General features: G+C 39.7%; 15 protein-coding genes, 1 pseudogene and 1 other annotated feature. Of the genes and pseudogenes, 2 read left to right on the top strand and 14 right to left on the bottom strand.

Annotated elements, in window-relative coordinates; all coding sequences use genetic code 11:
• Nucleotides 1-26: 26 nt before the first annotated feature.
• The 14 genes and pseudogenes from tnpA (BKG94_RS04485) to glpX form a co-directional block, all read right to left on the bottom strand.
• The gene (tnpA, locus tag BKG94_RS04485; protein ID WP_077434643.1) at nt 27-482 is read right to left on the bottom strand and encodes an IS200/IS605 family transposase; all 456 of its coding nucleotides are present in this window, start codon (nt 480-482) and stop codon (nt 27-29) included.
• A gap of 217 nt (nt 483-699) precedes the next feature.
• Entirely contained in the window at nt 700-1,293 is a 594-nt protein-coding gene (gene hisH, locus BKG94_RS04490) for an imidazole glycerol phosphate synthase subunit HisH (RefSeq protein ID WP_077434645.1), read from the bottom strand.
• A complete protein-coding gene (locus BKG94_RS10045) occupies nt 1,294-2,412 on the bottom strand; it encodes a hypothetical protein (RefSeq protein ID WP_077434647.1) in 1,119 nt (372 codons plus the stop codon). It lies immediately after the preceding gene.
• 92 nt (nt 2,413-2,504) lie between these two features.
• Nucleotides 2,505-3,593: a bifunctional histidinol-phosphatase/imidazoleglycerol-phosphate dehydratase HisB gene (hisB, locus tag BKG94_RS04500; protein WP_077434649.1), complete on the bottom strand. Its 1,089-nt coding sequence runs from the start codon at nt 3,591-3,593 to the stop codon at nt 2,505-2,507.
• Nucleotides 3,594-3,670: 77 nt separating this feature from the next.
• Entirely contained in the window at nt 3,671-4,126 is a 456-nt protein-coding gene (gene tnpA, locus BKG94_RS04505) for an IS200/IS605 family transposase (RefSeq protein ID WP_077434651.1), read from the bottom strand.
• A gap of 78 nt (nt 4,127-4,204) precedes the next feature.
• Nucleotides 4,205-5,260: a histidinol-phosphate transaminase gene (hisC, locus tag BKG94_RS04510; RefSeq protein ID WP_077434653.1), complete on the bottom strand. Its 1,056-nt coding sequence runs from the start codon at nt 5,258-5,260 to the stop codon at nt 4,205-4,207.
• 24 nt (nt 5,261-5,284) lie between these two features.
• Nucleotides 5,285-6,274: a virulence RhuM family protein/type II toxin-antitoxin system death-on-curing family toxin gene (locus BKG94_RS04515; protein ID WP_077434655.1), complete on the bottom strand. Its 990-nt coding sequence runs from the start codon at nt 6,272-6,274 to the stop codon at nt 5,285-5,287.
• A 35-nt stretch (nt 6,275-6,309) separates the two neighbouring features.
• Nucleotides 6,310-6,693 (bottom strand): hypothetical protein, encoded by a 384-nt coding sequence (locus tag BKG94_RS04520; protein ID WP_077434657.1) that lies wholly within the window; start codon nt 6,691-6,693, stop codon nt 6,310-6,312.
• A gap of 221 nt (nt 6,694-6,914) precedes the next feature.
• A complete protein-coding gene (locus BKG94_RS04525) occupies nt 6,915-7,325 on the bottom strand; it encodes a hypothetical protein (protein ID WP_077434659.1) in 411 nt (136 codons plus the stop codon).
• Between the two features lie 73 nt (nt 7,326-7,398).
• Nucleotides 7,399-8,714: pseudogene (gene hisD, locus BKG94_RS04530) on the bottom strand (histidinol dehydrogenase).
• Nucleotides 8,715-8,728: 14 nt separating this feature from the next.
• Nucleotides 8,729-9,343 carry a LysE family translocator gene (locus BKG94_RS04535; protein ID WP_077434661.1) on the bottom strand — a complete coding sequence of 205 codons (615 nt, stop codon included), beginning with the start codon at nt 9,341-9,343 and terminating at the stop codon, nt 8,729-8,731.
• Between the two features lie 160 nt (nt 9,344-9,503).
• On the bottom strand, nt 9,504-9,857 hold the full coding sequence (locus BKG94_RS04540; protein WP_077434663.1) for a hypothetical protein: 354 nt from the start codon (nt 9,855-9,857) through the stop codon (nt 9,504-9,506).
• A 19-nt stretch (nt 9,858-9,876) separates the two neighbouring features.
• A complete protein-coding gene (gene hisG / locus BKG94_RS04545) occupies nt 9,877-10,785 on the bottom strand; it encodes an ATP phosphoribosyltransferase (RefSeq protein WP_077434665.1) in 909 nt (302 codons plus the stop codon).
• Between the two features lie 32 nt (nt 10,786-10,817).
• Nucleotides 10,818-10,955, bottom strand: a sequence feature (His leader region).
• Nucleotides 10,956-11,111: 156 nt separating this feature from the next.
• Complete coding sequence (gene glpX / locus BKG94_RS04550) at nt 11,112-12,125, bottom strand: class II fructose-bisphosphatase (RefSeq protein WP_077434667.1); 1,014 nt, start codon at nt 12,123-12,125, stop codon at nt 11,112-11,114.
• Nucleotides 12,126-12,274: 149 nt separating this feature from the next.
• On the opposite strand from glpX, the gene zapB reads away from it, so the two are divergent.
• Together zapB and mioC are read left to right on the top strand one after the other, a co-directional pair.
• Complete coding sequence (gene zapB / locus BKG94_RS04555) at nt 12,275-12,493, top strand: cell division protein ZapB (RefSeq protein WP_077434669.1); 219 nt, start codon at nt 12,275-12,277, stop codon at nt 12,491-12,493.
• 48 nt (nt 12,494-12,541) lie between these two features.
• Entirely contained in the window at nt 12,542-12,982 is a 441-nt protein-coding gene (gene mioC, locus BKG94_RS04560; RefSeq protein WP_077434671.1) for an FMN-binding protein MioC, read from the top strand.
• Nucleotides 12,983-13,328 lie beyond the last annotated feature (346 nt).

Genomic DNA, 13,328 nt, shown 5'->3' on the forward strand with positions numbered 1-13,328 from the left:
ATCATAAACCTATCCCTTTGGGATAGTTATAAATGCCTTTCAAAATAAGTGTCGTTAAATAGTAGCTCTTCTTCAAGAAAAAGATTTTTCATTTCATCAATAAAATTTTGAGAACGATGATGCTCTTTTTGTTTTTTAATATAGTTAATAATCTTTTGTTTATCTCGTTCGCCATAGCTTAATGCACAATAACCAACCGACCATTCTGTAAAATCTGGAAATAAATCTGAATGACTCTCTAAAAATTGATGTGTGGTTATCTTTAATTTCCGAACAAATTCAGAAACGGATAATGTTTGATGAATAGCCACAAACAAATGAATATGATCAGGCATTCCATTTACACGATGTAAAACACAACGATGTTCCTGTGTAAATTTCCAAATACAACGATACAATTCTTTTTCGTGTCGCCCATTAATACTTGGCACACCGTGCTTTGTCCGAAAAATAATATGATATAGTAAACGTGTATAGCTCATTTTCTTCCTTAATCTCTACCCCGAAGGGGTAGGTTTATGCTTAACCTAGGGTAACTAGTTACCCTAGGCATAACAAACCGCTACAATCCGTGGGTATAAATACCCACGGTTACGCATAAACGTTCCCCTTTGGGGAACATATCTAGGGCAGTTTGTTACTCTAAGCAGGAAGAAATTACAACCGCACCATTCCAACTTTTCGAGTCAGATCACAAAACTAAATTTTTTCCACAAAATTCCGCAACAACAACGCTCCATTTTTACCCGAGCGTTCGGGGTGGAATTGCACACCGTAAAAATTGCCTTTGGCAATGGCAGCGGAAAAATCTACACCATAATGGCTGGTGGCGATGGTGTTCTCATTCGGGCTGACTGCATAGCTATGCACAAAATAGAAATGGCTATTTTGCTCAATGCCGTCAAACAATGGGCAGCCTTCCGTATAACGCACGTTGTTCCAGCCCATATGGGGCAAAGGTAAACCTGTATCAGAAATTAACGCCGTTTGGCTTGGCATTAGGTTCAAGGTTTCCACGTTGCCTTCTTCGGAAAACGCGGTCATTAGCTGCATACCCAAGCAAATGCCCAACACGGGTTGGGTGAGGTTTTGGATCACCTCAATTAGCCCTCGTTCTTGTAAGTTTTTCATTGCTGCGACTGCCGTTCCCACCCCAGGCAGAATCAGCTTATCAGCAGATTTGATTTTATTGAGATCACTTGTGATCTCAGCTCCATAGCCCAATCGGTCAAAAGCGAATTTGACGGAGGAAAGATTGGCACAAGCGGTGTCGATGATTACAAATTTACTCATTTAACTTCCTGATTTTATATTTTTTATTAAATTAGATAACTGCTCTATCCCATCAAAAGTACTCGGTACTTTATCAGGAGTTGAAAGAATACTACTAAAAATTAAATTTTCGAATTTTTCTAATGAAATTCCATCTTTTTCTTTAATCTCTTTTGCATACTCTGCATAACTTTGAATAAACTGACAAAGTGATTGGCGTAATTCAATTTGCATTATTTGTGTTTGGACTGAGTTATAATGAGTTAAAACAACCCTAAAAAAATAAATAAAAATTAACTCTAAACCTAATACAGGTAGCATTTGTTCCCAACCGATTTCATCCCATTTAATATTGTATTCACAAAACAAACCAAAAAATCTTCCACCAATAAAAGCTGCTGGTAGAGCACTTAAAATAATAAAAAATGTGGACATAATTCCAAAAGAGCACCATTTAGCACTTATTTTTTTGGATAATATATTTTCAAACCCTTTAGATAAACCAACAAAATTAAATGCTGTTTTTTGTTCTTTTAACTGTTCTGCTAATATATTCACTTCATTTTGTTTACCTTTTAAAAACTCATCTATAGATTCTTGTTTCTCTTTAAGTTTATTTTCCGATTCATTTATTTTAATTTTATCAAGCATAAGTTGATATGATATAATATTAATATCAAACTTCCCATTTAGTAACTTATCCAAGTTATGATTATTTTTTGAATCAATAATACCCCTAGATTCTTTTTCAAATTCACTCCAAAACTTATTGAATTTAAAAAGAACATTATTTGTATATTGTACAGAGCGTGTAAATTTAATAAAATCACCATCTCCAAAATCTATATTTTTATTTTCATTTGGAAAAATATACTCTCTTAAAAACATACCACAAGTTAAATACATTTCATCAGAAACTCTATCATTTTCAATGTATTTCTCTGAGATATATTTTGAATAAAATCTAACACAATACTGACAAATATCGTTCCACTCTTCAAAAGAATTTTTCATACTGGTCAAAATATCAAAACAAAACTTTAGTTTTTTATTATCCCTCTCCCTATTTTCTTTGGGTAGAGAACTATCAAGTTCCTTTAACTTATTATAAACTGAATCAACATTTTCTTTTTTCCACATAATTATAACCTATATTAAAAATAGTAAACGTAATTAAATAATACATATTTTAATGTTTAGACAATCTCTTGCATAATTCATAATAACAGCTATTACAACACCCCCTTACTACTCGGCAACTCCTCCCCCTCAATCCTTATAGCCTGTCTTAAGGTTCTCCCAAACACTTTAAACAAACTTTCAATTTTGTGGTGGTCATTGTCGCCTTTGGCTTTGATGTGTAGGGTGGCAAGCATGGTGAAAGCGATGGATTGGAAAAAATGCTCGGTCAATTCAGTGCTGAAATCGCCCACTTTATCCCGTTTAAACTCTGCTTTAAATTTAATAAACGGGCGACCCGATAAATCCAACGCGCATTGGGCTTTACATTCGTCCATTGGTAGCACAAAACCAAAGCGGGCAATGCCCTGTTTATCGCCGATGGCTTGTTTTAACGCTGTGCCGAGTGCAAGGGCGGTATCTTCTACGGTATGATGTTCGTCAATCCACAGATCGCCTTTGCAAGAAATGTTCATACGGAATCCACCGTGGGTGGCGATTTGGTCTAGCATATGGTCGAAAAAACCCACGCCAGTGCTGATTTCGTTCACACCTGTTTCGTCTAGCCAGACTTGCACTTTGATGTCCGTTTCTTTGGTTTTGCGTTCAACGCTTGCATAGCGTGGCGGCCGTTCGCCGATATTGGTTACCGCTTCGCCTAACAATTTTTCCGTAATCAGATCCCAGTTCAGTTTTTCGGGGTGGTATTGCAACGCTCGAATACCGAGATTTTTCGCCAGCTCCACGTCAGTTTGGCGATCACCAATCACAAAAGAGCGGTCGGGATCGAATAAGTTTCTGTCGATATATTTTTGCAATAGTTTGGTTTTCGGCTTGCGGCACTCGCACTGATCTTCAGGCTTGTGCGGGCAAATCAGCACGTCATCAAATGCAATACCTTGCGAGCGAAACAACGCCATCATCGCATTATGCGGCTTGTCAAAATCCTCTTGTGGAAAAGATGCTGTCCCCAAGCCGTCTTGGTTACTCACCATCACTAAACGGTAACGTTTTTGCAGTTTCAGTAGGGCAGGAATCACATTCGGCTCAAATTTGAGTTTTTCCAAACTGTCGATTTGAAAATCGGTTTTCGGCTCATCTATCAATGTGCCATCACGGTCGATAAAAAGGGTGGGTTGCATGTTGTTTTCTCCTATTATATCCGATACCAACCACATACTTTGTATGTGGTTAAACATTGTGGCGATGCTTTGCATCACTATAAGTTTTGTTCAAAAAATGTTTCGTTGATTTCTATGCCTTCTTCGGTCAGTAAATATTTCATTTCATCTACAAAGCAGACATTTTTATGGTGTATTTTCTGATTTTTAATGTAATGAATAATTTTATCTTTATCTCTTTCGCAATATGTTAGGGAACAATAACCTCTTGCCCACGCATAAAATTCGGGAAAAAGATGTTTATTTTCATCAATCCATTTATGCGTACTGGTTTTTAATTTTTGCACAAATTTAGCAACCGAGATCATTGGATGCAATTCAACGAAAAGATGAATATGATCGGGCATTCCGTTAATACGATAAAGTACGGATTTATGTTCCCTTACAAATCCCCAAATATAACGATACAGCGTAGCTTCATTTTCTTCCAAAATACTTGGTACACCGTATTTTGTGCGGAAGACAATATGGTATAAATTTCGTGTATAACTCATATTTTCCCCTAGATCATCGCTACAAAGTAGCGATATTATGCGTAACCTAGCACTGAAGTGCTAGGCAGATAAAGCCATTTATTGTATTACTTTTATTGCCTCTATGACTTGAGCATTTTCTTCTGCTGTCCCCACCGTAATCCGAATACAATTTTGCAAATTCAACGCTCTATGCTGATCTCGTAGGATAATCCCTTTTTCCCAGAGTGATTGAAACACTTTTTGTCCGTCTTTGAATTTCACCAAAAGGTAGTTGGCTTCGCTCGGGTAAACCTGCTCTACAAGCGGTAGGTTTTCAAGATTTTTTTGCAAATCGGCACGATTGGCGAGAAGTTCAGCAACACTGCGTTGCATTTGGGCTAGCCCTTGTGGTTGCAGGGCTTGGGCGGCAATATCCGATACAGGCACAGGCAGTGGATAGGGTGCGATCACTTTTTGTAAGACTTGGATCAATGCCGCATTCGCAAGGGTAAATCCGCAGCGTAGCCCCGCCAATGCAAAGGCTTTGGAGAGAGTGCGGATAATCGCCAAATGCGGATAATTTGCCAGCTCCGTTGCCATTGTCGCTTGTGGACAAAATTCGATATAGGCTTCGTCCACCACCACAATCGCACGCCCTGCGGTCATTTGCAAAAGAGCGAGCAAATCCGACCGCTTGAGCAAATTGCCCGTTGGGTTATTCGGGCTGCACACAAACACCACTTTCACGCCCTCAAGCTGACGTTCAATCTCCACCAAATTCAGTTGAAAATCTGCCGTCAACGGCACGGTTTTACAGGCAATGCCACAGGTTTCGGCACTCACCGCATACATTCCATAGGTAGGCGGGCAGTACATCACTTTATCATCCGCCTCGCAAAAGGCACGGATAATAAGTTCAATGCTTTCATCACCGCCCCGACTTACCAGCACATTGTAAGGCGACACGCCCGCGTAAGCGGCATAGCCCTCCACCACCGCCTGCGGCTGCGGTTCGGGATAGCGGTTAAAAGTGCGGTCAATTAAATCAAAGTTTGGCGAAATCGGGTATTCATTTGCATTCAGCCAAATATCGCCCTTCCCCCCTAATCGCCGTGCAGATTGATATGGGGTGAGGGCTTGAATGTTTTTTCGGGATAAATTGTTGATGTTCATTGTGTTTGTCTTTTGTTAATAAAGTTAATCCGCTTTTTTCAGCATATGCATAATCAGCCGAATAAGCGTTTCTTTTTGCTTTGGATCAGACTCCGCCACAAGAAGCGTCAGCGCTGCCAAGCCAGTATCATTGATCACAGGGTGATGATCGGCATTAAACAAGCGGTGATTTCGATGCAGAAAATCGACAAAAAGAAATGCGCCACTGCGTTTATTGCCATCTGAAAACGGGTGATTTTTCACCACAAAATAGAGCAAATGCGCGGCTTTCGCTTCAATGCTCGGGTACGCAGGCTCACCAAAAACCGTTTGATCTAAATTGCCTAAAATTGCCGCCAGCCCGTCATCTCTTTCTCTGCCGAATAAATCGGAAGCCTCCCCTTTTTCGACAAGTTGCTGTTTAAACCGCTGCAATGCCGAGCGGGCTTCACTGAGGCTTGGCAATGTTCCGCCCTGCTGCGTTTGGGGCTCAGCCAAAAGCCCTTCATCATATTGTTGTAGCCATAAAAATGTCTGAGCATAACGGCTGACAATATCGACCAATCCTCGACCGCTTGCCACCGTTAATTCAGGGGATCTTGCCGTTTTTTGAATTAACGCCAATGCCTGTTCCAATTCCACCGCATTTTGTTGCAAGCGTTTTTGATTCAAGGCATAGCCTTTGACAAGATAATCTTTCAAGCGAGCCGTTGCCCAAATGCGAAATTTTGTCGCTGAGCTAGACCTTACCCTATACCCAACCGAGATAATAGCATCTAAATTATAATGTTTAAGATGCCTAGTAACATTGCGTCTCCCTTCTTGACGAACTACCGAGAAATCCTCGGTAGTTGAATTTTCATCAAGCTCACCTTCGGTAAAAATGTTTTTCAAGTGCAAGCTGATATTATCCGAGCTTGTATCAAATACTTTTGCCATCTGTGCCTGTGAGAGCCAAACCGTCTCATTTTCAAACCGCACTTCCACTTGGGCTTGTCCGTCTTGGGTTTGGTAAATTTCGATGGGGTTTTGCATTTTTGCTCCTTTTAAAAATAGGGTGATAAAAGTGATTATTTCTTATTGTTTGCAAAAAAGGTTCTAGAGATTTCTGCAATACCCTCCAAAATGGCTTTTTGATTTTCATCAAATTTTTCTAATTTGGGTAATTTACGAAAATCTCGCTCTTTATTCTCGTCGAGTCCCACTATAAAAGAGATGTACCGCTCTATCATCTCCGATTTTTTAGGTGGACGATTAAACATTTTTTTGATTTTTTCGTACTCTTTACTCTTGTTTTTTTCTGTTTCCTCTTCGGTATCATTTAAGTATCCAGGTCGCTCTTCAATGACTTTATTAGCGAGCTCTTTTTTACTCCAATTAACATCAGTTAATAGTTCTTGGAGTTTTTCTAATAAATTTTGAATTCGTTGTTTATTTGATTGTTTTTTACTCATTTGTCCCCAAATTTCCCATCTTGACCCGTAGAATGTATAACCAATGAAGGACAATCCTTCAGAGGTTTTAAACGTTTAATTCATTATGGAGAATAAAAATGTCTTCCAAACCAAACCCAAATTGGCCAAGTAAAACCGGTAACCCATCTGGTGGTGGTCGTGGTAATAACCCACCTAGAAAATAATCTCTAAACCTTAATTTATAGGCTCTCGTGTAGAGCCTATTTCTCACACAGTCTTAAATGATAACTAAAACTTTGTATGAGTTCGTCATCTACTTGTTCTTTGTATCCCACCTTTTTCATCGTTTTTTCTAAAGTACAACTACAAATTTCAATTTTTCTTTCAAGCTCTTTCTTGGAAAGATACCTACTATCAGGATTTGCACATTGGTTGATAATGGCATACTCAAACATTGGGGAATATCTCACTTGATCTAAGCTATTTTCAACTTGATAGCCAATAATCCCCCCAGCAACCAATAGGGCAGATGCCCCAGCCATAATCGGTTTAGTGATAGCCCTAATGCTATAGGAATACCCCTGAAAGCTCTTTTGGCAGCATTTGCATTTGATATGATTGGCAAATTCAATGTCATTTTTTACTTGGCAATGGGGGCAGGTAATTTTCATTTTTTGTCCTTTTATGTCAGTCTTTTAAAGAATAATAAGGGATAAATTATTTTTACCCAACAGTTTTGCAAACTCACTCGTCTTTCATTCGTGAAGCAAGTAATACTTCGCTTTTCAATTTTTCCAACCGCACTTCCACCGCTTGTCTGTGCGCCTCCAGCTGTTCGGCACTTGCCATTGCCATCACTGTTGGGGCAAGGGCTTGGAAACCTTGTGGGGTGAGTTCTTGTACGGTCATTCGTTTACTGAAATCCGCCAAACCTAAACTGGAATAAGTGCGGGTGTAGCCGTAAGTGGGTAGCACGTGGTTTGTGCCACTGGCGTAATCGCCCATACTTTCGGGCGAGTATGCGCCTAAGAAAATCGAGCCTGCGTTGTCTAGAAATGGCAATAATTCGCGGGCATTTTGCGTTTGTACCACCAAATGTTCGGGGGCATATTCGTTGCTGATTTCAACCGCTTGTTCAATGCTCTCAGCAATTAAAATTCGGCTGTGGTCGAGCGCTTGGCAAGCGGTCTCTTTTCGTGGCAAGTCTGCAAGTTGTTTTTCAATGGAAAATGCGGTCGCTTTTGCCAGCGTTTCACTGTTGGTAACCAACATCACTTGGCTATCCGCCCCGTGTTCCGCTTGGGAAAGCAGGTCGCTGGCGACAAAATCGGGGTCGGCAAATTCATCGGCGATCACCAACACTTCAGACGGACCTGCGGGCATATCAATCGCGGTGCCACGTTGCATCACTTGGCGTTTTGCCTCTGTCACAAAGGCATTGCCCGGCCCGAAGATTTTGTCCACTTTCGCCACCGTTTCCGTGCCTTGTGCCATCGCAAAAATTGCCTGTGCGCCACCCACAGTGTAAATGGTTTCTACGCCGCAAAGATTGGCAGTGTAAAGAATTTCATCTGCAATCGGTGGAGGGGAACAAAGCACAATTGTTTTACAGCCTGCAATTTTGGCAGGAATGGCAAGCATCAATACTGTCGAAAATAGCGGGGCTGAACCACCTGGGATATACAATCCAACCCGTTCAATCGGGCGGGTCAGCACTTGGCAACGCACACCGGGCTGGGTTTCGATGTCAATTTCTTGATTTTGTTGCGCCTTGTGGAACGCCTCGATATTCGCCTTCGCCTGTTGAATGGCTTGGCAAAGTTCTGGTGAAATTCGACCGCTTGCCGCCGCAATTTCTCCGTTGATACGGTGAGTTTTTCCAATCTGACCTTGTCAAATTTCTCCGCCAATTCAAACAAAGCACCATCACCATTCCGTGCCACATTTTCACGGATAGCGTCCACCGCTTGTGTGATGCTCTCCCCCACTTTTTGTGCAGGACGAGAAAGTGCGGTGTTTTTTTCCGATGTTTTTAAATTGTTCCAAATGAGTGTTTGCATATCGTTTCCTTATATTATTCCTGAATAAAACCATTTACCCCAAGATAAATGAGCAATACCCCAAAAGTGAGGTTCATTATTTTTTGTACGTTGGGGCGATTTAAAAATTGTTTCGCTAATGCGGCACTGAAAGCGTAAAAAAACATTACCACCGCAACAGCAATTAAAAAGATCACAGCCAGTAAGATCATCTGTTGGGTGGTACTCCATAGGCTTTTAGGATCTAAAAATTGGGGAAAATAAGCCAGTAAAAATACTATCGTTTTCGGGTTAATCACGGTAATAAAAAAGCCTGTTTTCCAGTTGAATTTATTGGTGACACTTTCCTCTGCCTTAACAAAATGGCGAAGTGTCTTTAAGCTACTGACACCAAGATAAATTAAATAACCATTGGCGACCGTTCCCATTATTGCCAGAATGTTGGGCGATTGGCTTAATACTTCGCCAACACCCACAATTACCCCAATCAGTAGCGCAACATCACCAAGTAAAACACCAAACGTGATCTCCATACCTTTTCTAAAGCCTTTTTCGAGGCTGCCTTGAATCGCAAGCATCATCGAAGGACCGGGTAAAGCGGCGAGTAGCAAACTGGAAAGGGTGAAATAAAATAACAGGGATAAGGTCATTTTTTCTCCTTTTTAGAAAAGCAAAGAAATGGCATTTTGAGTTCTTTTCTCAATATTTGTAATATTATTAAAGACTGTTGTTCTGCACAAAATCTATTAGTTATACACAAATCATAGCTTGATGATGATTTTACTTTTAAAGCAGCTTCTGTATTAGAGTTTACAAGTTGTTTATTTTTGTATGACTTTGATATTTTTTTAATAATATTTGAGTCGCTATATGATAATACAAACAAGAAAACTCATTTTCATTATATTTACAGGATAAAACAAGATCAGGTATTTTATGTATAAAAGTATTATTTATTTCAAAATTATCATCCATAATAATACTGTTTAGCTTAGGATAAGTTGCCAGAATAATAGATATATCAGAATTGCCAATTTTAAGGCTTTCCAAACACGCTTCAAAACTATCTAATAATGTAATTTTTTCACCCAGGTATTGTTTTTGAGCTGCTAAATAGCTGCAAGTAGAGGGATATGCATTATCCCCTAAGGTTGTAATAATCATAGTATTTCCCTCATCATCACTATTTCATCATTTTTTCAATCGGTAACACCAAAATTGAGCTTGCACCAATGGCTTTGAGCTGTTCCATCGTTTCCCAAAAGAGATTTTCTTGGCTGACGACGTGCATTGCCACTTGGTTGGTGTCATGGGCAAGGGGCAAAATGGTCGGGTTTTCAACGCCTGGCAAAAGTGCGGTAATTTCTGCAAGGCGATCTTTCGGGGCGTGTAGCATAATGTATTTTGACTCCGCCGCCTGTTGCACACCTTGGATACGGGTGAGCAAGCGGTCGATTAACGCCTGTTTTTTGCAATCCAACGGCTGAATACTTTGTACCAAGCAGGCTTTAGAGCGGTAAATAACCTCCACTTCGCGTAAGCCGTTGGCCTCCAGCGTTGCACCTGATGAAACCAAATCACAAATGGCATTGGCAAGCCCTGCTGCTGGCGCAACTTCAACCGATCCCGTGAGTAAACAGTTTTTAAACGGGACATTTTGGCTTTGCATATAACGTTTGAGTAAGTTTGGGTAGGAAGTGGCAATGCGATTGTTGCGAAGATCATTGAGTTGGCGGTAAGGCATCTCACGTGGCACGGCAAGCGAAAGACGGCAGCCGCCAAAATCAAGGCGTTTAAGCATTTGGTAATCGGCACTCTCACCTGCTGAAATCCGCCCTAATGCCGCCTCTTCCAGCACATTTTCGCCGATAATGCCGAGATCGACCACGCCATCGAAAATCAACCCAGGAATATCATCATCACGCACGCGTAAAATTTCAATGGGCATATTTTCCGCATAGGCAATCAAACGTTGTTCATTCCAATTAATTTTCACTCCGCATTGTTTAAGAAGTGCGGCGCAATCTTGGCTTAGACGCCCTTTCTTTTGCAAAGCAATGCGTAAACGATTTGATGAAGTTGTGTTTGTCATATTGTTTTCCTACTTTTTTGAAATTTAAATAAAACAAAAACCCCTCGAAAGTTTCCTTCCGAGGGGTTGATAAGTGATCATTTATTATGTTTGCATTTCACACGTACTCGGAAGTTTATCTTCCGAACACACCGAATGCCCGAAAGATTATTCAGGAATGGTGATGATGATAAAACGCATTGATAAAATTCATAATAAAATCTATTTAATCTAAAAATGATGGGTTGAATATAACCAAGAAATGTTATTGATGCAAGTAGTTTTTTGCATAGATTTTCAGCAATCTCAATAAAAACTCATCAAATTTCAACCGCACTTTATTAAAATTAAATATTTAAGATTTTATAAATTTCCGAATCTTTACGATCCAAGTAATGAACGGATTGAATTTTACGAATGGTGCGTGATTTACCACGGATCAAAATAGTTTCCGTACTCGCAAGATTGCCTTTACGGGAAATCCCTTTTAACAATTCTCCATGGGTAATACCCGTAGCAGCAAAAACAAGATTATCATCACGAACTAAATCTTCCAGTTTCAGCACCTCATTAACTTTTACGCCCTGAGCTTCGCAACGGCTAATTTCTTCCGCCGCAATTTTTTGATTTTCTTCGCTGTCACCTTTCACTTCATTACGGGGAATTAAACGTGCTTGCATATCGCCGCCTAATGCTCGAACAGCCGCTGCAGCAGCTACGCCTTCAGGCGCCCCGCCGATGCCATAAACCATATCCACTTCAGCATCAGGTAAGCAACATAAAACAGAAGCCGCTACATCACCATCGGGAATTGCGATGACACGAATACCTAAATCATACATTTGTTTAATCACTGCCTCATGACGGGGTTTTGCTAACACCATCACCGTTAGATCAGACAAAGATTTTCCCAAACGGGAAGCTGTGCGGCGAAGATTTTGTTCTAGTGGTAGCGCTAAATCAATCATACCTTTGACTTCAGGCCCCACCACCATTTTTTCCATATACATATCCGGCGCTTTTAAGAAAGTTCTTTTTCCGCCCGCAGCCAATACAGAAATGGCATTAGATTGCCCCATTGCCGTCATACGTGTACCGTCAATAGGATCAACAGCGATAGAAACAAGCTCACCATTACCGGAGCCGACTTTTTCTCCAATATAGAGCATAGGGGCTTCATCGATTTCCCCTTCACCAATGACAATTTCACCATCCATATGAATGAGATTCAGCATATAACGCATGGCTTTCACGGCTGCCTCATCCGCCGCGTTCTTGTTGCCACGTCCAAGCCAAGTATAAGCAGCCAGTGCAGCCGCTTCTGTTACACGAGAAAATTCAATAGCCAATGCACGATTCATTCTTTATCTCCATTTGTTCCAAGCAAAAAGCGAGCCATTCTAACACTATGCAAACGTTTGCATAATAAATTTTTACTGAAAGCTTTAAAAAGAAAAGTGAAGTGGGTACAATAAAGCAGTTTCGGACTTTATTTTAAAAGGAAATCACTATGTCATTAGAAATTTTAAACCAGCTTGAAGACAAAATTAAACAAGCGGTAGAAACGATTCAATTACTTCAACTTGAAGTAGAAGAATTAAAAGAACAAAACAGTCAATCTCAGCAAACCGTTGAAGCATTGCAAAGTGAAAATGAACAATTAAAAAATGAACATCGTAACTGGCAAGAGCATATTCGTTCATTGCTCGGTAAATTTGATAACGTTTAACTCCATTAAAGGCTTAGAAAATCTAAGCCTTTGTTTTAGATAATTTTTATGAAAGTTTGTATTATTTCAGGCAGTACTTTAGGCACAGCGGAATATGTTGCCGAACATTTGCAAGATATTTTAAAAACACAAGGATTTTCAACCGCACTTTTTCACGGCGCAGAGTATGATGATGTGATTGATGAAACCTTATGGTTGATTGTTACATCCACCCATGGAGCCGGTGAAATTCCCGATAATTTACGACCTCTCTTTGATCAGATAGAACAATCTGATAGCGATCTTTTGCATTTACGTTTTGCCATTGTTGGTTTAGGTAATTCGGATTACGATACCTTTTGTTATGCCGCAAATCATATCGAAAATATTCTAGAACAAAAAAGTGCGATCAAAGTTTGTGAAACATTAAAAATTGATGTACTCAATGTGGATGATCCTGAAAGCTATAGTGAAAATTGGCTTCCTCTATTTGTTCAATCCCTTTCATAAAAAAACGATGGTTTTAACGATCATCGTTTTTTTACCTGTGTATAACTCATAAAAAATCTGTCAAAAACCTGTATTTTTTAACTGAATAAGATCTTAATTTTTTTCTGCTGTGGATAAATATGTAAATTATCCACAATGAATAACGGCTATTTTTATCATTGATAAACATTTTTCAATAAGATCTAACTTATTAATTTATAAAAAGAAAAAAGCATTATTCACATAACAAAAGGATCCTAATAGTAACAATAATAAGATCTTTATCTATAAAAAAAGATCTAATATTTATTACCACACCACTTTTCGATCTTTTTTCTCCATCTCATTTAGGATCGAATTCTCACTT

The organism is Rodentibacter ratti, from assembly GCF_002000485.1.
GTDB lineage: Bacteria > Pseudomonadota > Gammaproteobacteria > Enterobacterales > Pasteurellaceae > Rodentibacter > Rodentibacter ratti.